The 22,480-nt window shown below is 64.4% G+C and carries 20 protein-coding genes; 7 read left to right on the top strand and 13 right to left on the bottom strand.

Annotated elements, in window-relative coordinates:
• Positions 1 to 32 precede the first annotated feature (32 nt).
• The 3 genes from PHO31112_RS24080 (at position 33) to glpK (ending at position 4,114) form a co-directional block, all read left to right on the top strand.
• Positions 33 to 857, top strand: a complete 825-nt coding sequence (locus tag PHO31112_RS24080; RefSeq protein ID WP_150623830.1) for a DeoR/GlpR family DNA-binding transcription regulator — start codon at positions 33 to 35, stop codon at positions 855 to 857.
• A gap of 184 nt (positions 858 to 1,041) precedes the next feature.
• Positions 1,042 to 2,580: a glycerol-3-phosphate dehydrogenase gene (gene glpD / locus PHO31112_RS24085; protein WP_150623832.1), complete on the top strand. Its 1,539-nt coding sequence runs from the start codon at positions 1,042 to 1,044 to the stop codon at positions 2,578 to 2,580.
• A 31-nt stretch (positions 2,581 to 2,611) separates the two neighbouring features.
• The gene (glpK, locus tag PHO31112_RS24090; RefSeq protein ID WP_150623834.1) at positions 2,612 to 4,114 is read left to right on the top strand and encodes a glycerol kinase GlpK; all 1,503 of its coding nucleotides are present in this window, start codon (positions 2,612 to 2,614) and stop codon (positions 4,112 to 4,114) included.
• A gap of 735 nt (positions 4,115 to 4,849) precedes the next feature.
• Here glpK and PHO31112_RS24095 read toward each other — a convergent pair.
• Both PHO31112_RS24095 and PHO31112_RS24100 read right to left on the bottom strand, forming a co-directional pair.
• Positions 4,850 to 5,554, bottom strand: a complete 705-nt coding sequence (locus PHO31112_RS24095) for a fumarylacetoacetate hydrolase family protein (RefSeq protein WP_150623836.1) — start codon at positions 5,552 to 5,554, stop codon at positions 4,850 to 4,852.
• A 123-nt stretch (positions 5,555 to 5,677) separates the two neighbouring features.
• Positions 5,678 to 6,097 carry a VOC family protein gene (locus tag PHO31112_RS24100; RefSeq protein ID WP_150623838.1) on the bottom strand — a complete coding sequence of 140 codons (420 nt, stop codon included), beginning with the start codon at positions 6,095 to 6,097 and terminating at the stop codon, positions 5,678 to 5,680.
• Between the two features lie 181 nt (positions 6,098 to 6,278).
• Here PHO31112_RS24100 and PHO31112_RS24105 point away from each other — a divergent pair, with 181 nt between their 5' ends.
• Positions 6,279 to 7,214 (top strand): LysR family transcriptional regulator, encoded by a 936-nt coding sequence (locus tag PHO31112_RS24105; protein WP_150623840.1) that lies wholly within the window; start codon positions 6,279 to 6,281, stop codon positions 7,212 to 7,214.
• Here the strand turns inward: PHO31112_RS24105 and PHO31112_RS24110 are convergent.
• From PHO31112_RS24110 to PHO31112_RS24125, 4 genes are read right to left on the bottom strand one after another with little or no spacing between them, the layout of a single operon-like run.
• Complete coding sequence (locus PHO31112_RS24110; RefSeq protein WP_150623842.1) at positions 7,199 to 8,722, bottom strand: efflux transporter outer membrane subunit; 1,524 nt, start codon at positions 8,720 to 8,722, stop codon at positions 7,199 to 7,201. The two genes, PHO31112_RS24105 and PHO31112_RS24110, sit on opposite strands and share 16 nt — an antisense overlap.
• Positions 8,723 to 8,729: 7 nt before the next feature.
• Entirely contained in the window at positions 8,730 to 9,872 is a 1,143-nt protein-coding gene (locus PHO31112_RS24115) for an ABC transporter permease (RefSeq protein WP_150623844.1), read from the bottom strand.
• Positions 9,869 to 10,861 (bottom strand): ABC transporter ATP-binding protein, encoded by a 993-nt coding sequence (locus tag PHO31112_RS24120; RefSeq protein WP_150623846.1) that lies wholly within the window; start codon positions 10,859 to 10,861, stop codon positions 9,869 to 9,871. Before PHO31112_RS24120 ends, PHO31112_RS24115 begins: the two co-directional genes overlap by 4 nt.
• Entirely contained in the window at positions 10,858 to 11,823 is a 966-nt protein-coding gene (locus PHO31112_RS24125; protein WP_246178529.1) for an HlyD family secretion protein, read from the bottom strand. Before PHO31112_RS24125 ends, PHO31112_RS24120 begins: the two co-directional genes overlap by 4 nt.
• A 199-nt stretch (positions 11,824 to 12,022) precedes the next feature.
• Here PHO31112_RS24125 and folE point away from each other — a divergent pair, with 199 nt between their 5' ends.
• Positions 12,023 to 12,589: a GTP cyclohydrolase I FolE gene (folE, locus tag PHO31112_RS24130; RefSeq protein ID WP_150623848.1), complete on the top strand. Its 567-nt coding sequence runs from the start codon at positions 12,023 to 12,025 to the stop codon at positions 12,587 to 12,589.
• A gap of 96 nt (positions 12,590 to 12,685) precedes the next feature.
• Here the strand turns inward: folE and PHO31112_RS24135 are convergent, their stop codons facing one another.
• The 6 genes from PHO31112_RS24135 to PHO31112_RS24160 form a co-directional block, all read right to left on the bottom strand.
• Positions 12,686 to 13,249: a YbhB/YbcL family Raf kinase inhibitor-like protein gene (locus tag PHO31112_RS24135; RefSeq protein WP_150623850.1), complete on the bottom strand. Its 564-nt coding sequence runs from the start codon at positions 13,247 to 13,249 to the stop codon at positions 12,686 to 12,688.
• A gap of 11 nt (positions 13,250 to 13,260) precedes the next feature.
• Entirely contained in the window at positions 13,261 to 13,446 is a 186-nt protein-coding gene (locus PHO31112_RS24140; protein WP_150584035.1) for a hypothetical protein, read from the bottom strand.
• On the bottom strand, positions 13,430 to 14,428 hold the full coding sequence (cydB, locus tag PHO31112_RS24145) for a cytochrome d ubiquinol oxidase subunit II (protein ID WP_150623852.1): 999 nt from the start codon (positions 14,426 to 14,428) through the stop codon (positions 13,430 to 13,432). The genes PHO31112_RS24140 and cydB overlap by 17 nt, the downstream gene beginning before the upstream one ends.
• A gap of 38 nt (positions 14,429 to 14,466) precedes the next feature.
• Positions 14,467 to 15,912, bottom strand: a complete 1,446-nt coding sequence (locus tag PHO31112_RS24150; RefSeq protein ID WP_150623854.1) for a cytochrome ubiquinol oxidase subunit I — start codon at positions 15,910 to 15,912, stop codon at positions 14,467 to 14,469.
• Positions 15,913 to 16,160: 248 nt separating this feature from the next.
• A complete protein-coding gene (locus PHO31112_RS24155) occupies positions 16,161 to 16,832 on the bottom strand; it encodes a DUF1345 domain-containing protein (RefSeq protein WP_150623856.1) in 672 nt (223 codons plus the stop codon).
• Positions 16,833 to 16,895: 63 nt separating this feature from the next.
• Complete coding sequence (locus PHO31112_RS24160; protein WP_150623858.1) at positions 16,896 to 18,704, bottom strand: type II CAAX endopeptidase family protein; 1,809 nt, start codon at positions 18,702 to 18,704, stop codon at positions 16,896 to 16,898.
• 493 nt (positions 18,705 to 19,197) lie between these two features.
• On the opposite strand from PHO31112_RS24160, the gene PHO31112_RS24165 reads away from it, so the two are divergent.
• Together PHO31112_RS24165 and PHO31112_RS24170 are read left to right on the top strand one after the other, a co-directional pair.
• Complete coding sequence (locus PHO31112_RS24165) at positions 19,198 to 20,586, top strand: MFS transporter (protein ID WP_150623860.1); 1,389 nt, start codon at positions 19,198 to 19,200, stop codon at positions 20,584 to 20,586.
• A 116-nt stretch (positions 20,587 to 20,702) separates the two neighbouring features.
• The gene (locus tag PHO31112_RS24170; protein ID WP_150623862.1) at positions 20,703 to 21,665 is read left to right on the top strand and encodes a LysR substrate-binding domain-containing protein; all 963 of its coding nucleotides are present in this window, start codon (positions 20,703 to 20,705) and stop codon (positions 21,663 to 21,665) included.
• Here PHO31112_RS24170 and PHO31112_RS24175 read toward each other — a convergent pair.
• Positions 21,611 to 22,417: a class II aldolase/adducin family protein gene (locus PHO31112_RS24175; RefSeq protein WP_150623864.1), complete on the bottom strand. Its 807-nt coding sequence runs from the start codon at positions 22,415 to 22,417 to the stop codon at positions 21,611 to 21,613. The genes PHO31112_RS24170 and PHO31112_RS24175 overlap by 55 nt on opposite strands.
• Between the last annotated feature and the right edge of the window lie 63 nt (positions 22,418 to 22,480).

The following is a 22,480-nucleotide window of genomic DNA, read 5'->3' on the forward strand; positions in this document are numbered from 1 at the left end:
GCGACACGAAGGCTTTTACCGCATGCGTGCCGATGTCCCATACCGAATCCGTTGATGTCTCAGAAGGGCTCTCCTCCGCTGGCGACGCCGGGCAGGCCCCGCTGAACCCGCGCCAGCAGGCGCTTTTCGACGCCGTTCGCCGCGACGGCTTTCTTACGGTCGACGAACTGGCGGCGCGCTTCGACGTGACGCCGCAGACCATCCGGCGCGACATCAACTTTCTGGCCGAGCGCAAATGGGTGCGCCGCTACCACGGCGGGGTTGGCCTGCCGGGCGGGGCGGAGAACGACGCCTACGACGCCCGTCAGACTCATCTGGCCGATGAAAAGCGCCGCATCGCCGTACGCTTGGCGGAACAAATCCCCGATCACGCATCGATCTTCATCAATCTGGGCACCACGACGGAAGCCGTGGCCCGGGTGCTGTCTCGTCATCGCGGCTTGCGCGTCATCACTAATAATCTGCACGTCGCGGCCATGATGAGCAGCTACGCCGACGCCGAGGTCATTATCACCGGTGGCGTCGTGCGCGCCCGCGACCAGGGCGTGACCGGCGAGGCCACGCTCGACTTCATCCGTCAGTTCAAAGTCGATTTCGGCATCGTCGGCATCTCTGCCATCGACACCGACGGCACGCTGCGAGACTTCGACTATCGAGAGGTCCGCGTGGCCGAGGCGATCATCGCGCACTCCCGCACCGTATTTCTGGCGGCCGATCACAGCAAGTTCGGACGCCCGGCGCTTGTCCGGCTGGGGCACCTGTCTCAGATCGACGCCCTGTTCACCGATCGCCCGGTGCCCGAAAGCATGGCGCAGGTGATCGCCGAGGCGGGCACGCTGGTGCACGTCGCGGACTGACGCAGGTGGCGCTCAGGTCAGATGCGAATTCGCATATTCAGGCAGAGAAATGCGCGAATTCGAAACTCATGCGGCGTGATCTGCTAAAATCCGAGTCTAAATGTTCGTAAACGAATAAAATTTAACGTAAACGAACATTTCCGAACTTTCTCTGATTTAACGCCCATCACACGGGAGTGACGACGTGCAGACATCCACTCAATCGCCATCGGACAACCTGCTTGCGCCTTATGACCTGCTGGTCGTGGGCGGTGGGATCAACGGGACGGGCATTGCGCGCGACGCCGCTGGCCGCGGTCTGCGGGTGTTGCTCGTCGAGCAGGACGATCTGGCGTCTCATACTTCGTCGGCGAGTACCAAGCTGATTCACGGCGGTCTGCGCTATCTCGAGTATTACGAGTTCGGTCTGGTGCGCAAGGCGTTGCAGGAGCGTGAAGTGCTGCTGCGCGCCGCGCCGCACATCATGTGGCCGCTGCGTTTCGTGATGCCGCATATGCCGAATCTTCGTCCTGCGTGGCTGATTCGCGCGGGCCTGTTTCTTTACGATCACCTTGCACGACGCGAAATGCTGCCCGGCTCGCGCGGTATCGATCTGCGCCGGCATCCGGCGGGCGCACCGCTGCGCCGTGAGTTGACGCGCGGTTTCGTCTACTCGGACGGCTGGGTGCAGGACGCGCGTCTGGTCGTGCTCAACGCGCAGGATGCGGCCGAGCGCGGTGCGACGATCCTCACGCGCACGAAGCTCATCGGCGCGGATCGCGGCGAGGCCATGTGGACGGCCCAGCTAGAGACGCCCGAGGGCACGCATCAGACCGTGCGTGCGCGGGCCATTGTCAATGCGGCCGGGCCGTGGGTGGGGCATCTGCTGGGCGACGTACTGCGCCAGAATGCGACGCATCGCGTGCGTATGGTCAAGGGCAGCCATATCGTGACGCGCAAGCTGTTCGATCACGATCACGCCTACATCTTCCAGAACCCGGACAAGCGCATCATCTTCGCGATTCCCTACGAGCGCGATTTCACGCTGATCGGCACGACCGATATCGAGTATCACGGCGACCCCGCGCAGGTCGCCATCGACGACGACGAGATTGCGTATCTTTGCCGGTCGGCCAGCGAGTATTTCACCAAGCCGATCGTGCCTGGCGATGTCGTCTGGACTTATGCGGGCGTGCGGCCGTTGATGGAAGAAGAGGTTTCGAACCCGTCGGCCGTCACGCGCGATTACAAGCTCGAACTGGACGCGCCCGGCACGCGCGCGCCGCTGCTGTCGGTGTTCGGCGGCAAGATCACGACATACCGTCGTCTCGCGGAAGAGGCGATGTCGCATCTGCATGGCCCGCTGGGCTTCACGCACGGCGACTGGACGGCGGGCGCGCCGCTGCCGGGCGGCGACATGGCCGAGCCGGATGCGGGGGCCTTCGAAACGTCGCTGCGCGCCCAGTTGCCGTGGCTGCCGCAGACGCTGGCGCATCGTTATGCGCGCACGTACGGAACGCGCACCCACGTGCTGGTTGGCGAAGCCAATTCGCTCGACGATCTGGGGCAACGCATCTGCGGCGATCTGTATGAAGCCGAGCTGCGCTATCTTGTGCAATACGAGTGGGCGCGCACGGCGCAAGACGTGCTGTGGCGCCGGACCAAGCTCGGGCTACATGTCGGCAAGGACGGCGAAGCTAGCGTGCAGCGATGGTTTGCACAGCACATGGAAATGGCCGCCTGACGCCCGTAGAAAAAAACAGGAGACCAGCGCAATGGCAGGAGGAGCGTACATCCTCGCGTTCGATCAGGGCACGACCAGTTCGCGGGCGTTGCTGTTCGATCGCGATGGCCATGTCGTGGCGACCGCGCAGAAGGAATTCCGTCAGATCTATCCGCACCCCGGCTGGGTCGAGCACGATCCGCGCGAAATTTGGTCGACGCAGGCTGGCGTTGCCGCCGAAGCGTTGACACATGCGGGCGTGGGCGGGAGCGACATTGCGGCCATTGGCATCACGAATCAGCGCGAGACGACTGTCGTGTGGGATCGCCGCACGGGCGAGCCGGTATACAACGCCATCGTCTGGCAGGATCGCCGGACGGCGGATTTCTGCGATGAGTTGCGTGCGCAAGGCAAGGAAAATCTCGTCGCCAGCCGCACCGGACTGCGTGTCGATTCGTACTTCTCCGGCACCAAGATTCGCTGGATTCTCGATAACGTCGACGGCGCGCGCGACGCCGCCGAAGCGGGACACCTCGCCTTCGGCACGATTGATAGCTGGCTCGTATGGCATTTGACGGGCGGCAAGCTGCATGTGACGGATGTGTCGAACGCATCGCGCACCATGCTCTTCAACATCCACACGCTCGCGTGGGACGATGAACTTCTCGCGCTGCTCGGCGTGCCGCGCAGCATGTTGCCGGAGGTGCGCTCGTCGAGCGAAGTGTTCGGACATACGGCCACGCCGCTGTTCCCGGTGCCGGTGCCGATTGCGGGCATCGCGGGCGATCAGCAGGCGGCCCTCTTTGGGCAGATGTGTCTCTCGCCCGGCATGGTGAAGAACACGTACGGCACGGGCTGCTTCATGGTGATGAACACCGGCAGCAAGCCGCAGGCGTCCAGTCATAACCTGCTCACGACGGTGGCCTGGAAGATTGGCAATCGGGTGGACTACGCGCTGGAGGGCAGCATCTTCATCGGCGGTGCGGTTGTGCAGTGGTTGCGCGACGGGTTGGGCATCATCCGCCATTCGCGCGACGTGGAAGCGCTCGCGACCAGCGTGCCCGACGCCGATGGTGTCGTCCTCGTGCCGGCATTCGCCGGGCTCGGCGCACCGCATTGGCAGCCACGCGCACGCGGCACATTGTTCGGCGCGACACGCGGCACCACTGCCGCCCATGTGGCGCGTGCGGCACTCGAGAGCATTGCTTTTCAGACGCTCGACGTCTTGCGCGCGATGGAAGCCGACGCCGGTTTGCATGTGTCGGAGTTGCGGGTCGACGGCGGCGCGGCGGCCAACGATCTTCTGATGCAATGGCAGGCGGATTTGCTGGGGGCGGACGTGGTGCGTCCCAAGGTCATCGAGACGACCGCCGCAGGGGCCGCCTATCTCGCCGGGCTCGCTGTGGGATTCTGGCCGGATATGGACACGCTGCAACGCCAATGGCAGTTACAGCGGCGCTTTTCCCGCAAGCTCTCCGAGAGCGATGTCGATCGTGCTGTCAGGGGTTGGCAGCGCGCGGTGCGCGCCGCCAAGGTCTGGGCGGAAGAGGGCTGAAGCCACCTGACGAGGGTCGGCTTCAGCGCAAGGCTCTTCCGGGCGCCACATGGCGCCGGTCTCCGGCGGCATCATGCCGCCGGTGCCGCCAGCTCGCGCACCGCTCGCGCGGCTGACGGCGGGCTGATTTGGCCGGACTCGCAGGTGCGAGCGACCGGGCGCAGGGACTTAGGGCGCAAGGCCCGGTGCGGCGCATTTGCATAATCCCCTCCCTGTGTATTTCCCATCGTCCGACGTCAATCGATCACTAGTGCAATCCGTCCGCCTCCGGGGCGCTCCCGGCGAGGGATTGGCATCGGGCGTGCCGGGGCCATGTGGCGTGCATGACTTGATTCCCGAGGCGGTCGACCTGGGCGAAGAGACGTTCCCGGAGGCGGACGACTTGCACACTTACCGATGCGAGAAGCATGCCAGTGGCTGCAACTCATTGAATCAACAGGGAAGTTCGATGTTTGATACGGACTGTGCTCAGCCTTTCGGATGAAAACGTTTCAGGAATGAAAGGTGAAGGGGGACGTGGTGCGCGGGACGTAACACGCCGCCGCGGGGGCACCCGTTCAAGGCGTCGGATGCCGCACCGGTGACGGCAAATTGGGCAATGCACTTGACACTCAATGCTGGCGGGCGTTTGCGCCGCCGGCCGAGTACTTATGCAAAGGGTTATCAACAGTAGTTGTGGATATCCTTGCCGGTCTGCCGGTGCGGAACCTGCAAAATCAATTGGATGACGATGGGTCAGGCCGCCGGCTTCTTGCCGACGGTGAAAGCGATCTCGCCCACTCCTGCCACACCGGCGCTGACCTTGTCGCCCGGTTCGAGCGGCCCGACGCCCGCAGGCGTGCCGGTGAAGATCAGATCGCCCGCAGCGAGCTTCACGCTGCGCGAGATCTCGGCGATGAGGTCGGGCACCGACCAGATCAACTCATTGAGATCGCCGGTCTGACGGTTCTCGCCGTTCACGTCCAGCCACACGCGGCCTTCCTTCGGATGACCGACTTCCGCCACCGCGTGGAGCGGGCCGCAGGGTGCCGAGGCGTCGAACGCTTTACCCCAGTCCCATGGACGACGTGTGTCTTTGGCCTGTTGCTGGAGGTCGCGGCGCGTGAGATCGACACCGACACCGTAGCCCCACACCAGCGACAGCGCGTGGCCGGCATCGACATTCTCGCCGTCAGCGCCAATGGCGACGACCAGCTCGATTTCGTGATGCAGCTCGCTCGTGAGCGGCGGGTAGGGCAGCGTGCCTTCGGCGGCAACGACGGCGTCGGCCGGCTTCATGAAGAAGAACGGCGGCTCGCGATCCGGATTGCTGCCCATCTCGCGCGCGTGCGCGGCGTAGTTACGGCCGACGCAGAATACGCGGCGCACGGGGAAACGAGCGTCGCTGCCTGCGACGGCGACCGACGCCTGAGGCGGGGCCGAAATAACAAATTGGCTCATGAGAAGACTCTTGGCTGAAACGAAACAGTAACCGACAAAACACAGGCGCCGACATACGGCGGCGCCTTGAATACCCTCGCGCCTACCGGCGCAAGCGACAGTGGAGTGGCATGAAGCACGGCCTCACTTGGCGAAGACCTGCGACAGGTCGGCAAATGCTTTGAACTCCAGCGCATTGCCCGCCGGGTCGTAGAAGAACAGCGTCGCCTGCTCGCCCACCTGTCCGGCGAAGCGAATATGCGGTTGGATCACGAAACGGGTCCCGGCAGCGCGCAGACGATCGGCCAGTGCATGCCACGCGGGCATGTCAAGGATAACGCCGAAATGCGGGACGGGAACCTCGTCGCCGTCGACCGGATTCGTGATGCGCTTGCCCGCCTCGTCCGGCGAGAGATGCGCGACCAGTTGATGACCGAAAAAATCGAAATCGATCCAGTGATCCGAACTACGGCCTTCGGTACAGCCCATCACGCCACCGTAGAAGCGGCGGGCCGCTTCGAGGTCATCGACGGGAAACGCGAGATGAAAGAGCGGTGTTGCCATGTGGGACTCCGGCGCAATGTGGGGTTGAACGAGATTCGAATGCCGCGTGGACTCGCGGACGTCTTTTTTCCTTGTCCATCGGCGGGCGGAATGCTCTCACCGATTTGCTGTAGATTCTATCCATCGATAAAAATAATCAGAAACGAATAATTCAACCGCTCAGCAACGAAATTTTCGATCAATGATCCGTTACCTGAAAACCTTCGTCACGGCAGCCGAAACCGCTTCGTTCTCGGCGGCGGGCGCGCGTCTCGGACTGACGCAGTCGGCCGTGAGCGCACAGATTCAGCGTCTCGAAGACGATCTCGGCGTGCAGCTCTTCGAGCGAACCGGACGCGCCGTGTCGCTCTCGGACGATGGCCGCCGCCTGCTCGCGCAGGCGCAAGGGGTGATCGCCGGATACCAGGCCATGCGCGGCGAGGCCGGGACGCACGACGCACAAGCAGCACTGGCGCCTATTCATGTCGGTGCGATCCTCACTGTGCAGCTTGGTCTGTTGCCGGGCGCGGTGCAACGCTGGACGGCGCTCGGGGCGATGCCGCATCTGAACATCGTGCCGGGCATGTCGGTGCAATTGCTGGGGCAGCTCGACGCGAAAGAACTCGATCTGGCGGTGATGATCCGGCCCCGCATTGGGGTGCCCGCCGATATGAAATGGCTCACGCTCATGCAGGAGCCTTATGTTGCCATCGCGCCGGAGGGGACTCGCGGCACGGTGGCCGATTGGGTGGCGGAGATGCCCTTCGTGCGCTACAACCGGCGCTCGTACGGTGGCGACCTGGTCGAGCGATACCTGCGACGGCACCGCCTCTGGGTGCGCGAAGGGGTGGAGCTGGACGAGCCCGAAGTCATTCTTCGTCTGGTGCGCGCGCGACTGGGATGGTCGATCGTGCCCGCGACGCTCATCGGCCTGCCCGTCGACGGTCAGGCGGTGGAGAGGGTGGGGAAGGCGGGCAAAGCCGGCGCGGCAGCCGTTCATGGCGTTCGGGTGCTGCCGCTCTCCGGCGCGCCGCTCACACGCGAGCTGGGGGTACTCGTGCGTCAATCGGCGCTCAAACGTGCGCCGGTTGCCACGCTGATGAAATGTCTCGCCGACGAAGCTCAGTCTCTGGGGTAGGTTTCGGCCCTCGATTCCGCTGGCTCCGTTGCTGCTCCGCCCAGTGCTTGCCAAAGCGCGGCCGTGTCTGTCAGACGAGCCCCTTGCGCGTCGAGCCGGGCGCGAGTGGCGTCGAGTGCCTGCCGTTGCGCGTCGAGCAACGAGAGATGGCTGATGCCCCCCACGCGATATCGCTCGCTCGCTATCCGGAACGCCGCTTCCGCCCGGCGGGCGGCATCGTCACGGGCTGTGAGGGCGGCAGCGTCGGCCTCCAGCGCGCGCATGGCGTCGGCGACTTGCGTGAGGCCGAGCAGCACGGTGTCCTGATACGACGCCAGTGCGGCGTCGTAAGCGGCGAGCGCCGAGCGCCGTAGCGCGTGCAACTCGCCGCCGCGAAACAGCGGCTGGAGCAGGTTCATCCCGAGGCTCCAGATGTTGACGCCGTTACCCAGATCAGCCGTTCGCATGCGTTGGGTGCCGAAGCTGCCGGAGAGCGTGAACTGCGGGTAAAGATTCGCAGTCGCCACACCGACGTCGGCGCTCGCCTTGTGCAGCAGCGCTTCCGACGCGCGGATATCCGGGCGTCGCTGGGCCAATGTCGATGGCAGGGAAACGGGAACCGTCTGCGGCAGTGTCAGGCCGTTGAGATCGACGACGGGGGACGTGAACGCCCCCGGGGCTCGACCGGTCAGGCGCGCCAATTGATGATCGTATTGGGCGATCTGCAAGCGCAGCGCGGGTAACTGCGCTTCGGTCTGTGCAACGAGCGCCGCCTGATTCTCGACGTCCAACGGTGCTACGCCTCCCACACGTTGCCGCGCGCGCGTGATACCGAGCTGTGCCCGCTGTGCGCTCGCCATGCCTTCCAGCGCCGAGAGCTGGGCTCGTGCACTGGCTTGCCGCAGGGCCGCCGTCACAACATTGCCCGCGAGCGAGAGCCGGGCGGCTTCCGCTTCGAAGCGCTGGTAGTCGATCTGAGCAGCCAGACCTTCCAGCACGCGTCGATTCCCGCCGAAGACATCCAGCGTGTAAGAGATGTTGACGCTCGCGTTGTATAGGGTGAACGGCCCGGGGCTCGGCACGCTGGTGATGCCGAACGATGCGAGATCGACCTGCTCGCGTGTGCCGGAGAGCTTCAGATCGGCAGACGGCAGCCATCGCGCACCTGCCTGCGCGCGGTAGTCTTCTTGCGCCTGACGCAACTTGGCCTGTGCTTGGCGCAGGGTCGGGCTATCGGCCAGGGCTTGGGCGACGAGCGCGTCCAGCGCGGGCGAGCCGAAGCGGGTCCACCAACGCGATGGCACGTCGTCCCCGGCAGCGAGCGTTTGCGCCGCACCCTGTGTGCCGCCTGTTCCGGCGGTCGAAGAGAGTTGCACGCCGGTCGTGTATCGAGCAACGTCCGTAGGTTCGGGCGTGTGGAAGTCCGGCCCGACCGCGCAGGCGGCGAGTGTTGCGCCAAGCCCGAGTGCGAGCCATCGCAATGCGCTGCGGGCAGGGCGGTGACGATGCGCACGGTGGGCAACTCTCATGATGGCCTCAGTCGAGCGTTCGTTTGTAGAACCTGACGGCCACCGCCATGAGAACGGCGGAGAAGACCAGCAGCGGCCACAGGTCATGCCAGGCGTCGCCCCATCCGTTGCCCTTGAGCAGAATGCCGCGAATGAGCCGGTTGAAATAGGTGAGCGGCAGGACATTGCCGATGGCCTGTGCCCACGCAGGCATGCCGCGAAACGGGAACATGAAGCCCGAGAGCAGCATGTTCGGCAGAAAATAGAACACGGTGAGTTGCATGGCCTGCAACTGATTCTGCGCGAACGACGAGAGTGCGATGCCCACCGTCAGATTGGCCGCGATGAAGACCAGGGCCGCGAGATAGATGGCGATCACGCTGCCTTCGAACGGCACGTGAAAGGCGAAACGCGCGGCGATAAGAATGATGCTTGCCTGAATCAGTCCGATGGCAATGTACGGCACGATCTTGCCCGTCATGACTTCGATGGGCCGCACCGGCGTGGCGAGCAGATTTTCCATCGTCCCGCGCTCGCGCTCACGCACGATGGCGAGCCCCGTCATCATGGCGAGCGTCATCGTCAGAATCACCCCCATTAGTCCGGGGATGATGTTGTATTGCGTGATGCCCTCGGCGTTGTACAGCCGGTGCACCTGCACGTCGAAGGCGCTCTGCCCGCCGGCGAGTGGCGCGAGCGGGCCGGTCAGGTCTTTCTGCGCGACTGACTGCGCGATGGCGGGTAGCGCGCCGAGTGCCGAGGCCATTGCCATCGGGTCTGTCGCGTCGGCCTCGATGAGCACGGCAGGCCGTTCGCCGCGCAACAACCGTCGTGTGAAGTCGGCGGGGATATTCAGCACGAACTGAACGCGTCCCTGCGCCAGCGCGGCGCGTCCCGCTTCCTCGCTCGTGAGCGTCTCGGTCACGTGGAAGTACCCCGAGTGCTCCATTGCCGCCATGAAGCTGCGCGTGAATTCGCTGTCGTCGGCAACGATCGCCGCAGTGGGCATGTGCTTCGGATCGGTGTTGATGGCGAAGCCGAAGAGCGTCAGTTGCACGAGCGGCACGCCCACGATCATCGCGAAGGTCACGCGGTCGCGGCGCAGTTGCAGGAACTCCTTGCACACGATGCTCCACCACCGCGCGATGGAGAACCCCAGCGGCGTGCTCATGCGCGGTCTCCGAAGTTGTCCTTCGCGTGGCTCATCAGGTAGATGAAGACGTCTTCCAGGCTGGTATCGATGGGGGTGACGCGTAGCCCGTGTGTGTCGGCCAGTTCGTGCAGCACCTTGCCCAGCGCGTCGGCGTTCGACCCGCTGACATGCAGCGCGCCGCCGAACGCGACCGTCTGCGCCACGGCGGGTTGTGCGCGCAGTTCGCGCGCCAGATCGACGAGATTGTCGGCATGTACCGTCCATGTCGACAGATGTTGGCTGTCGATGATCTCCGACGCCGTGCCCTTCGCGAGCAACTCGCCGTAGGAGATGTAAGCGAGCTTGTGGCAGCGCTCCGCTTCGTCCATGTAATGCGTGCTCACGAGTACGGAAATGCCGCGTGAGGCCAACTCGTGCAGTTCCTCCCAGAAGTCGCGCCGGGCGCTCGGGTCGACGCCGGCGGTCGGCTCGTCGAGCAGCAACACCCGCGGCTCGTGCAGCATGCACGCCGCGAGTGCGAGGCGCTGTTTCCAGCCGCCCGAGAGTGAGCCGGTCAACTGCTTTGCACGGCCTTTCAGGCCGAGTCCTTCAATGGCGCGATCGACCGCCTCGCGCCGGTTCGGCATGCCGTATACGCGCGCCACGAAATCCAGATTCTCGCGAATCGTCAGGTCTTCCCAGTACGAGAAACGTTGTGTCATATAGCCGACCTGACGCTTGATCTGCGCGCTCTCGCGCACGATGTCGAAGCCCAGGCAGGTGCCGCTGCCCGAGTCGGGCGTGAGCAACCCGCACATCATGCGGATGCAGGTCGTCTTGCCGCTGCCGTTCGGGCCGAGAAAGCCGAAGACCTCGCCGCGCCGCACTTGCAACGATACGTTCCTGACGACGTGCTTGTCGCCAAAGTGCTTGTTCAATCCGTTCACGTCGATGGCGAGATCTTCATGGCCACCGCGACTGCCTCGCAACGCAGCGGTATCGGGCGGCGGTGTGTCGTAGCCGTTCATTGGCGCGTCACCTGCACCGGCTGCCCCGGATTGAGCTTGGCGGCGTCGGCCGGGGCGGGGTGGGCTTCGATCATGTAGACGAGCTTGTCGCGTGTGTCGTTGCTGTAGATGACCGGTGGCGTGTACTCCGCCTGATGGGCGACATAGGTGATGCGGGCGTCGACGCCTGCGCCGCATCCGTCGCAGGCGATACGCACCGTTTGCCCGGCACTCAGGCTGCCTAGCACGGTCTCCGGCACGAAGAAGCGGACCTTGATGTTGCCCGGCGGCAGCAGTCGCACGACGGGGCTGCCTGCCGCAACCCATTCGCCAACGCGATACATCGTGTCGTACACGCGTCCGGCAGCGCTCGCCCCCGGGTGCTTCTGCGCGAGTTGCCAATCGGCCTGTGCGAGTGATGCGCGCGCCGCGTCGACTTGCGCGGCCTGGGCTTGCCGCTGAGCTTCGCGGCCCGGCAACCTCGCCACGGCGAGGCTGCTTTGCAGTTCCTGTACGTGTGCGGTGCTGCTGCGTGCATCGGCACGGCTGGCGTCGAGTTGCTCGCGGGAAATGCCGCCTGCGGCGTATTGCGCCTGATCGCGGTCGAACTGGGCGATCAACTTGTCGCGCACGGCGACGGCCTGCTTGAGTTGCGCGGCCGATACCGCGATTTCGTCGGGACGTTTGCCGGTGTCGAGATCGCGCAATTGCGCTTCGGCGCTGGCGAGTGTCTTGCGCGCGTGGGCCTGTGCGGCAAGTTCGAACGTGGATTCGAGATCGAAGAGGGTGTCGCCCGCTTTGACCTGCTGGCCGCGCCTGACCGACAGGGTCTGAAGCGTTCCGGCCTGCGAAGAGGCGACGTAGACAAACTCGCCTTCTACATAGCCTTGCCACGGCGCGGGGCCGTGATCGCTACAGCCGGCCAGTGCGGCCGTGATGGCAAGGGTCGTCGCGGTAGTGCACATGCGAGTGTATGCCTGCATGACACGCCTCGTGCGTTGCGGTTGTCCGCTGTCACCTTAGCGCAAAAGCGCCGGAGCGAGCAATCCGGGACAATCGGGGCGAGCGCCATGCGCGCGCGGGGACTCTCTGCTATTGTGTGCGCACATGTCCGGCGGCGCACGGGGCGCGCGAGCCGTAGCGGCGCAGCGCACCGGACCTCATGCAAGGAGCTTGATTGATATGCCTCACGACACGTTCGACGAAAACGACTGGAAGCGATTCCTGAAACACATCGGCGAAGACCCGAACCGCCCCGGCCTGCACGAAACGCCGTCACGTGTGCAAAAAGCCTGGCGTCAATGGACGGCCGGCTATGCTCAGGATCCGGCCGAAGTGCTCAAGGTTTTCGAAGATGGGGCGGAGCTGTACAACGAATTGATCGTCGTGCGCGGCATCCCTGTCTATAGCCATTGCGAGCACCATCTCGCTCCGTTCTTCGGCAAGGCGACGATCGGCTATCTACCCAATGGCAAGATCGTCGGATTGTCGAAGCTCACACGTCTGGTCGACTGCTTCGCCCGTCGCCTGCAAGTGCAGGAGCGTCTGACGACGCAGATCGCCGAAGCGCTGATGACGCATCTGCAACCGAAGGCCGTCGGTGTGGTGGTGTCATGCCGTCACATGTGCATGGAAAGCCGTGGCATTCGCACGGCGGGCGAGGAGACGGTGACGTCTGCGATGCTCGGCGAGTTACAGCCCAATCTGGCGTTGCGCACCGAGTTCCTCGCGCTCGCTCGCGACAATTGATCGCGCGACCGACGGTAAGCGGATAAGAAAAAGCGCCGGCGGGGCACTCCCTGCCGGCGCTTTTTTCTTTGTCGAGCGTCTTGGCGTTTGACCGGCTTACCGGCCGTAGCGCGCCACGATGGTCGAGCCGTTCAGCGTATGACCGGCGAGCGCGGCCGAAAGCCCGTTGGCGTCGAGCCCAGCCGGCAACTGACCCGGATCGATATCGGTTGCCGTCACCGTGATGATGTAGTGATGTGGTGTATCGCCGACTGGCGGGCAAGCGCCCCGATAGGCCATCGCCCCGCTGACGTTCTTGCCGACGGTGACTTGCCGGCCAGTTTCGTTACCCGCACCGGCGGCGAGCGACGAGACTGTGGCCGGAATGTTGTAGGCGACCCAATGCACGACACCGCCGCCCTTCGCACCGTCGGGGTCCTTCATCGTGACGACCACGCTGCGCGTGGCTTGGGGCAGATTTTTCCACTCGACGGGCGGGCTGACATTCTTCCCGCCGCACTCGCCCAGTCCGGCGTGAATCGCGGGCAGCAGGCCGCCGTCCGCGAACGCGCTCGACGAGACGCCCATGCCTTCGGCCCGCGCTGTACCTGCGGCGAGCGCCATCGCGATAGCCGCCACGCCTGCCACGCACGTCGCGCCCGTGGATGAAAGCCGTTTCATAAGCATGCCTCCTATTTGGCAGATGCAATGATGAGTTTGAATGGTAGTGCAAGCAGTGCCGTGCCCGCCACACCGGCACACCATAGCCCGATAAACCACCCCCAGCGAATCAGGGTCTGCTGCCACGGGCTGCGTACGACAGCCCGTTCGCGCTGCCTGCGCGCTGCGGGGCGCACGAGATCAGTGATGGTACGCATCGTGAGTCACTTTGCCGCGAAATACCCAGTAGGCGAGCATCGTGTAGGCGATGATCACCGGAATGATGAAGGCCGCGCCCCATAGCGTGAACGACAGACTCGAATGTGGCGCGGCGGCGTCCCAGAGCGTGATGCCGGGCAGAATCGCATAGGGATAGACGCTGATGAGCAGGCCGCTGTAGCCGAGAAACACGAGGCCGATGGCGAGCCAGAACGGTGTCGCGTCGTGCGCACGGCGCAGCACCCGGCGCATGGCGAGCGTGACGCCCCCGACGAGGAACGGCACCGGCAGGCATCGCCAGAACCACTGCTCGTCGAACCAACGCTCGGCCACGAGCGGCAATTGCAGCGGTGTCCACAGCGAGACGACAGCCATGGTCGCCACGAGCGCCAGTGTCAGCGGCCAGGCGAGCACCCGCAGGCGGCGCTGCAAATCGCCCTCCGTCTTGCCGATCAGCCAGCACGCGCCGAGCAGCGCGTACGTCGCGAGCAGGCCCAGGCCGGTGAACAGATTGAAGGCCGTGAGCCAGGCGAAGGCGTCTCCCGCGAACTGGCCGTTCTCCACCGGAATGCCGGACAGATACGCACCGATTGAAACGCCCTGAAAGAATGTCGCCCCCGCCGAGCCACCGATGAAAGCCAGATCCCACCACTGCCGGGTGCGGCGCGATTTGCCGCGAATCTCGAACGCCACGCCGCGAAAGACCAGGCACACCAGCATGAACACGAGCGGCAGGTACAGCGCCGAGAGCAGCACCGAATACGCCATCGGAAACGCGGCGAGCAAGCCGGCGCCGCCGAGCACGAGCCAGGTCTCGTTGCCGTCCCAGACCGGGGCGACGGAGTTCATCATCGTGTCGCGTTCGCGCGCGTCGGGGAAGAACGGAAAGAGAATGCCGATGCCGAGGTCGAAGCCGTCGAGCACCACGTACAGAAACAGGCCGAGGGCGATGATGGCGGCCCAGGCTAAGATCAGATCCATGAAATTCTCGCTAAGGTCGATGTCGTGTCGGGCGAAGATCAGGTCGAGTGCGCGCGGTCGATATCCATCCGCCCGGACAGGCCCGACAGGGCTGGCGCGGTTTGCGGCACGAGGTGCCCGTCGTGCGGCGCATGGCCGTTGCCGGAGGCCGTCGACGGATCGCCGGGCAGTACCGGGCCGTTGCGCAGAATCTTCAGCAGGTAATACACGCCGGTGCCGAACACCAGGAAGTAGGCCAGCACGAGAATCAGCAGCGAGACCTGCACCTGCTGGGCGCTGACCGGCGATAGGGCATGCGCGGTGCGCATCACCCCGTAGACGACCCACGGCTGGCGTCCGGCCTCGGTGGTGACCCAGCCGGCGAGCAGGGCTACGAAGCCTGTCGGCGAGAGCACGAGCATGGTGCGGGCGAAGCCGCGCGATGTGAAGAGCGTGCCGCGACGGCGCAGCCACACGGCGGCGAGTGCTGCAGCGATCATCGCGAGGCCAAGGCCGACCATGATGCGAAAGCTCCAGAACACCAACGGCACGTTGGGGCGTTCGTCTTTCGGAAACTCCTTCAGGCCGCGAATCTCGCCGTCCCAGCTATGCGTGAGAATGAGGCTGCCCAGATGCGGTATTTCGAGCGCGTAGCGTGTGGTCTCGGCCTCCATGTCGGGCCAGCCGAACAGGTTGAGCGGCGTGCCGCCGGTCTTCGTCTCCCAAAGTCCCTCGATGGCGGCAAGCTTGGCAGGCTGATGCTCCCGCGTGTTCAGTCCATGAAGATCGCCCACGACGGCTTGCAACGGCGCGAAGATCAGCAGCAGCCACATGGCCATCGAGAACATCGTTTTGACGGCCGGATCGCGGCGGCCGCGCAGGAGATGCCACGCGCCGGTGCCCGCCACGACCAGCGCGGCCACCACGAACGCGGCGATGCTCATGTGGGCCAGGCGATACGGGAAGGATGGGTTGAATATCACGTCCCACCATGACAGCACGACTACGCGGCCGTCGACGATTTCGTAGCCCTGCGGCGTTTGCATCCAACTGTTCGACGCGAGAATCCAGAACGTCGAAATCAGCGTGCCGATGGCCACACACAAGGTCGCGGCGAAGTGCGCACGCGGGCTCACGCGATTCCAGCCGAACAGCATGATGCCGAGGAAACCGGCTTCGAGGAAGAACGCCGTCATCACCTCGTAGGCGAGCAGCGGACCTGTGACCGCACCGGCGAAGCTTGAAAAGCCCGACCAGTTGGTGCCGAACTGGTAGGCCATCACCACGCCTGAGACCACGCCCATGCCGAAACAGACGGCAAAGGCCTTCGACCAGAAGCGGCAGAGATCGAGATAGTGCTGCTGACGTGTTTTGAGCCAGAGACCTTCGAGAACGGCGATGAAACTCGCCAGACCGATGGTGACAGCGGGGAAAATGATGTGAAACGAGACCGTGAACGCGAATTGCAGGCGGGCGAGGTCGAGGGCTTCCGGAACGGCAGTCATGTTGCGCTCTATGTATGCAAATTAACCCTGTCTTGTATGGCGTCAATAGTCAGAATGCGCCATTTATTTACATGCATATTAGAGGTTGCTGCGTTGCAGCATGCGTGACAAGTCGTCACATGTGGCGCATTGACGCGGCATATGGGAGGATGCCGAGCGACGCTACTTGTATGTTTTTCAAGGGATTTATGTCGGCGTCCCATGCGACGTCATGTCACACGGGAGCGACGTGCCGCGACGCCCGCGTGTTAGCTGAGCAGTCCGGCGCCGATGTTGATCGACAGCCCGAGTACGGCCAGATTGAAGAAGAACGAGAGGACCGCCTGCGCGAGCGCGGCGCGTCGCATGCGGCGCGATTTCAGTGCAACGTCGGCGGTTTGCGACGCCACGGCGATGGTGAACGAGAAGTAAAGGAAGTCCCAGTAATCCGGATCGCAGTCGCGGTCCGGCCACGCCAGTGCATAGGGCGATTCCGTGTCCGTGAAGTACAGGCGTGCGTAGTGCAGCGTGTAGATCGTCGGCACGAGAAACCAGCCGGCGATGAGTGTGGTTGCGGCGAACAGGACATGTTCGGATGTCTGGTGCGGGATGCCGGATTTGGCCCCGGCAAGAATGTGGATGATGGCGGCCACACTCGCAATGGCCGACAGGCTGACTACGCTGAGCACGACGGCGGCGCTCTGGTCTTCTTGTTCGGCGAAGCGCTCGATGCTGCGTTTGGGCGCGGTGACCATCATGAACCAGATCATCGCCAGATAAGACCAGGCGCCTGCGTTCCAGCCGATCAGTGTGCGCGTGACGGCACTGGGCTCGCCTTTCACGACCATCTGAACGAGCAGACCGGCAATGAGGCCAATGACGATGGCAATGAGCAATCGAGGGTGAAAGCGAATCAGATGCGGGAAGAGCTTGGCATTCATGAAGGATGTCCGAACGGTGACAGCGGGCGGTTCGATTATCCACCAACGCCGTCACTTGCCCGATCAACGGGACAGCACCAGTACGACGAAAATCGTATTGATTGCCGCGTGCAGCACGATGGGGGCGGTGAGGCCGCGCGTTTTCTTCGCCAGCCAACCGGCCGTGAGCCCGATCAGCAGATAGAAGAGGAAACGCCGGGCGTCGACGTGAACGGCCGCGAAGATCGCCGCTTGCCACAGGTTCGAGGCGAAGAAGCTCATGTGGCGCGTCAGGCCGCCCAGCAGACAGCCGCGGAAGACGAATTCCTCGACAATCGGCACCGCGACGGCAAGCAGCAACAGGGCGAGCCACGTACCGCCCAGTTGCGCCGCACCGCGTGCGATCACCTCGGCCCACTGAGGCACCTGCCCGCCAGCCGCCCCGTGACGCGTGGCCACCCAGCCACCGAGTGCAGCGAGCGCGACGAGGACGACAGGCCAGATGAACCATCTCACCTTCCACTTGCCGGTGCCGAGCCACTGGCGCCAGCCGAAGCGCCATAGCGTCATGCACAGGGCAAGCGCGATGACGCCGAGCGTTACGGCGTGCGCGACGGCGAGTCTGGGTTCGAGCAGCGGCATATTGTTGCCGACCCGCAGCGTTAATTGTCCCGCCATGAGGACGGGCACGACCCCCGTGATCACGCAGAGCACCGCCAGACCATACCAGGCGTGGCGCAGGCCGATGCCATCGAACAGAGGAACGGTCGGGCGTCCCTTGCGCGCGCGTACGGTGCCGACATAGTGCACGGGGAACATCAGCAGGCCCGGCGACAGGGCGACGAGGAGCACGCTGCCTACGAGCGTGGCCAACAGTGAGAGGAATACCAGTCGAAACGCTGCGGCGGGTTCGATCGTCAGCAGTACCCCGTACGATTGGGAGAGCGGCCAGAGGTTGCCCTTCTCGTGTTCGAGCGATGCCTGGAGGGCAGCCTCCGTCGCCTTGACATCGCCGGCGGCGAGACCGACCTGCAGACGAAGCGCGCGATTCTGGGGTGTCTCATTGGCGCCTTGAGGCGACGTTGCCAGCGCACGCTGCGCGCCGGCAGCGTCGCCTGCCTGAAGCAGGGCACGTGCACTTGCGTGCGGATCGACCTTCAGCCCCGCCTTCTGCATGCGTTGCAACACCTCGCGCGCCGTGGTGCCCGGCAGCACGTCGTGCGCGGTATTGATCCATGAATTCGCGACCCATGGTGTCTTGGGCACAGGGGCATCCATCAGCAAACGCTTTGCCTCGTCCTTCCGGCCCGTCGTCGCGAGATAGCGAACGGCACTCAGCAGCACCGGAGTATCCGGCGCCAGTCTGGCGGCTTCCACTGCCTGCAAACCGGCATTGCGCGTGTCCTGGGTCGCCTGATACGCGGTGGAGAGGGCGGCATGCAGACTTGCGCGATCCTTCTCCGGCCAACGCCCGGCCTTGGGCAGGAGGGCAGTGCCCTGCGCAATCGCTGCCTTGCCATAGACACCCTGTAGCAGATATAGCGCGACCTCCGGTACCTCCGAAAACCTGGTTTTCAGATCCTGCTGACACGCTTCCAGGTCTTTCTGGGCTTGCCCGGCCCATCGCAACTCATCCGACCAGGAGAAATTCTGCATGAACCGGCAGCGCGCCATGGCGAGCACGGCGTCGTCGGGCCGGGCGTGCACGGCAGCGGTGTAGTCCGAGGCGATCTGACGATATTTGGTGAGAGAGGCCGCGTCGACCTGCTTGGACGTCTCGTCGAGGTTCAACAGGCCCTGAGGCGGCGAGGCGGTGGCTTGTGCGGCGTTGAGATGCGCAAGTGGCGAGAAGCCGAGCGCCGCGACCACCAGACAGAGAAAGGTGCGGTACACGCGAGAAGTCCAGGAGTGTTGTTGTCGCTCACCGCTGGAAACGCGGCTAGCCTGAGTGGGAATAACGACCGATAGCGGGTGAACTGTAGCAGGTCAGAGGCAGGTCAGAGCGGGCAGGGCACAGATATGGTGCGCCGCCGCATCGCGATGCGGCATTTTGTGCCCGTTACCGTGTCACCGGTAGCGTGACAGGCGCGCTGCGGCGCACTGTCCATGGCACGCCGCCCATGATGGATCGAGCGGGTGTCAGGCCTTGCGTTGCGGGGCTTGACGAGGAATGCACGCCTGCCGGCGCAGGCACATGGCACGCCACTTGCTAGCCCTTGGGTAAGGCCAAAGGCGGCCGAGTGAAGACAAGCGAATTTTCTGCACCGCATGCATGCCCCCGCGTAAGCGGGGACTTCGGGGCAACGGCGTCCCGAAGCCATAGGCCTGTTCACAGGCGTACGGCTTCGGGACGCTTTTTTTTTGGCATACGAACACGAGGGTATCCATGAGCACGCTCACGCAATCGTTGAAAAGTGGCAACTGGCGCGCGCTGGTTGCGTGTTTTCTCTACTTCGACACGGGTTTCACCGTCTGGGTGATGCTCGGGCCTCTGGCCCCGTTCATCGGTAAAGACATCGCGATGACGCCCGCGCAAACCGGTTTTCTCGTGGCCGTGCCGGTGTTGGGGGCCGCCATTCTGCGCGTCACGCTGGGCAATCTTTATCAGGCCTTCGATGGCCGCAAGATCGCGTTGATGGGACTCGCGCTCTCGGCCATTCCGTCTGTGGTTTTGCTGCTCATGCCGGGCACGCCGTCGTACACACTGCTGCTGGTGCTCGGTGTGCTCCTCGGCATTGGCGGGGCGAGCTTCGCCGTAGCGTTGCCGATGGCAGGCAGCAACTATCCGCCGAAGGTGCAGGGGCTGGTGCTCGGTCTCGCTGCGGCGGGCAACATCGGCGCGGTGCTCGATGGCTTCATGTTCCCCGGACTGGCCGAGCACTACGGGTGGGCGCACGCGGCGGGCGCCGCACTGCCGTTGCTCGGCCTCGCTGCGTTGGCGCTGGTGTTCTGGGCGAAGGATCAGGGTGTGAAATCGGGCAGTGCACCGCGCGCGTTCACGAGCTTCATCATCAGCGTGTTCGGTCTCGTTGCACTCGTGCTGTGCGTGCATGCGGGCGCTTTCGGTGAAGGTAAGGCCGGTGTGCTGTTGCTGCCGGTGCTGGGCGCGCTGCTCGCGATTGCCGTGCTGCCGCGTCATTATCGCGGCGTGCTGGCCGAGCGCGACACGTGGGTCATCATGCTGGTCTACAGCATCACGTTCGGTGGTTTCGTCGGCATGTCGTCGTATGTCACCACGTTGCTTATCTCGTTGTACGGCATGCCGCGTATCGAAGCGGGTCTGTTCATGTCGCTGCTCGCGTTTCTCGGCGCGCTGGTACGTCCCATCGGCGGTTTGGTCGCCGACAAGATTTCCGGTGTGCGCGCACTCGTGCTGCTGCTCGCGGCGATTTCGGCCATCGACCTGATCTTCGCCGCGTGGATGCCTCCGCAAGGTGCCGGTATCACACTACTCGTGCTGGTCTACGTGTGCTTCGGTCTTGGCAACGGCGCGACGTTCCAGCTCGTGCCGCAACGCTGGCAAGGCAAGACGGGCCTCATGTCGGGCATCATCGGTGCTGCCGGCGGCATCGGCGGCTTCTATCTGCCGGTGATCATGGGCATCGCGAAGGAGTCGACGGGCAGCTATCAGATGGGCTTTGCCACGTTCGGTGCATTGGCGGCGCTTGCGTTCGTGCTGGTTGTTGCCCTGCGCACGCACTGGATGTCGTGGGCACTGCCGAAGGAAGTGGCTGGCGGTGCGGTTCTCGCCGGTGGCGTGGCGCACGTCGAGTAAGCCAAGCGCGCTTGTTCCGCACGGCCCGTCGATGCTTCGGCACGGCGGGCCGTTTTGTTTCCCCGCAACGCATCGCATAGACTGTCGGGCAAGATCGTATTCCCGCAGGAGACACCATGCGTCTGGGCGTTCCCAGCCTCTCGGCGTTGCAGGCCTTCGAGGCCAGCGCCCGTCATCAGAATTTCGCGCAGGCCGCACAGGAGCTTGCGCTCACGCATGGCGCCGTCTGCAAACGCGTCGGCGAACTCGAGAAGCATCTCGGCGTGGCGTTGTTCGAGCGCGTGAAGCAACGGCTGGTCCTGACACCGGCCGGTGCGGAGTACGCCAAGCGCATTCGCGTGCATCTCGACCAGATTCGACGCGACACGCTCGACGTCGTCCAGCAAGGGCGGGAGACGGCGTTGGAAATTGCCGTCGGCGTGACATTCGCCGCGCAATGGCTGATTCCACGACTGGACGATTTCTACGCGAACACACGCGACGTTCGCCTTCACATTCTCGGGCGCGATCAACCGGTGTTTTTTGAAGACTCCGCGTTCGACGCCGCGATCTACTTCAGCACGCGGCTATGGCCCGGCATGCCGGGTACCGCGCTCATTACCGACGATTCGCTCGTGCTTGTCGCGGCACCCCGTCTGCTGGAGGGGCGGGCGTCGCTCTCGCTGGAACAGATCGGCGCATTGTCGTGGATCTGCCCGCGCGACCTGCCGCGCGTGTGGGACGACTGGCTCGCGTCGCTGGGCGTGCACGACGCGTCTGCCGTCGGGCAGGACGTCAAACCCCTGCGCAGCGCGCAGCGTTACGACATGTTCATCATGGCGATCAACGCGGCGGCGGCGGGGCTTGGCATTGCCTTGCTGCCGCGCGTGCTGATCGAGCGCGAACTGGCCAGCGGCACGCTGGTGCAGGCGCATCCGCATACGCTCGCCAATCCGCAGACCATCTACTTCTCCTATCCGGCGCAGCGCCGCGACTGGGCGCCGTTGCGTCAGTTCGACGCCTGGCTGCATCAGGCGGTCGAGACTTATCGGGCAGACAGTGCCGACAGATCGGGGTTTTCGCGCAGCACCTGTTCGTAGAGGCCCTGATAACCCAGCCATGCCACGTAGTCGGAGCCGAGCAGACGATACACCTCGCGGGCTTCGCTATCGGAGAGCACTTCGAGTGGGCCGGCGGCCTCGGCGAGCAACTGCACTTGCGCGCATCGCTCCATCGCGAGAAAGCGATAGGCCGCCGCGTCGACCGACGAACCCACCGTCAGCAACCCGTGATTGAGCAGCACGGCGGCGCGCTTGTGTCCCATCGTCTGAGCGATGCGACGGCCCTCGTCGGCACCGAGCACCAGCACGTCGCCGCGAAACAGCACGTGATCGTCGTAGAAGAGGCAGGCTTCCTGATTGATCGGGGCCAGCGGGCGTGTGCGTGCGGAGAAGGCGCGTCCGTGGGTCGTGTGCGTGTGCGCGGCCGCCGTCACATGGGGCAGGGTGGCGTGAATGCCGGCGTGAATCGCCATGGCTGCGGCATTGACCGGACCTTCACCCTGATGCAGGCCACCCGCCTCGTCGACGAGAATCAGATCGTCCGGATGAATGGATGAGAAGTGCTGCGCGTAGCGATTGACCCAGAAGCGGTCTTGAAACTCGGGGTCGCGCACGGTGATGTGGCCGGCGATGCCCTCGGCGAGACCGAAGCGCGCGAAGATCCGGAACGCCACCGCGAGACGCAGCTTCCGGTCGGCGCGTTCGTCCTCGACGTTATCGAACGCACGCGGCTTGGGCAGCGGTGCGCCAAGTGGCGTGGGAATGGTAAAAGCCTCGTGCGGCGTGTTCATTGGGGCGCTCCATCGGGTGGGGATGCCGTGCATGCCGCGTCCGGAAGATGTCGTGGCGCGGCG

Source organism: Pandoraea horticolens (genome assembly GCF_902459555.1).
Taxonomy (GTDB): Bacteria; Pseudomonadota; Gammaproteobacteria; order Burkholderiales; family Burkholderiaceae; genus Pandoraea; species Pandoraea horticolens.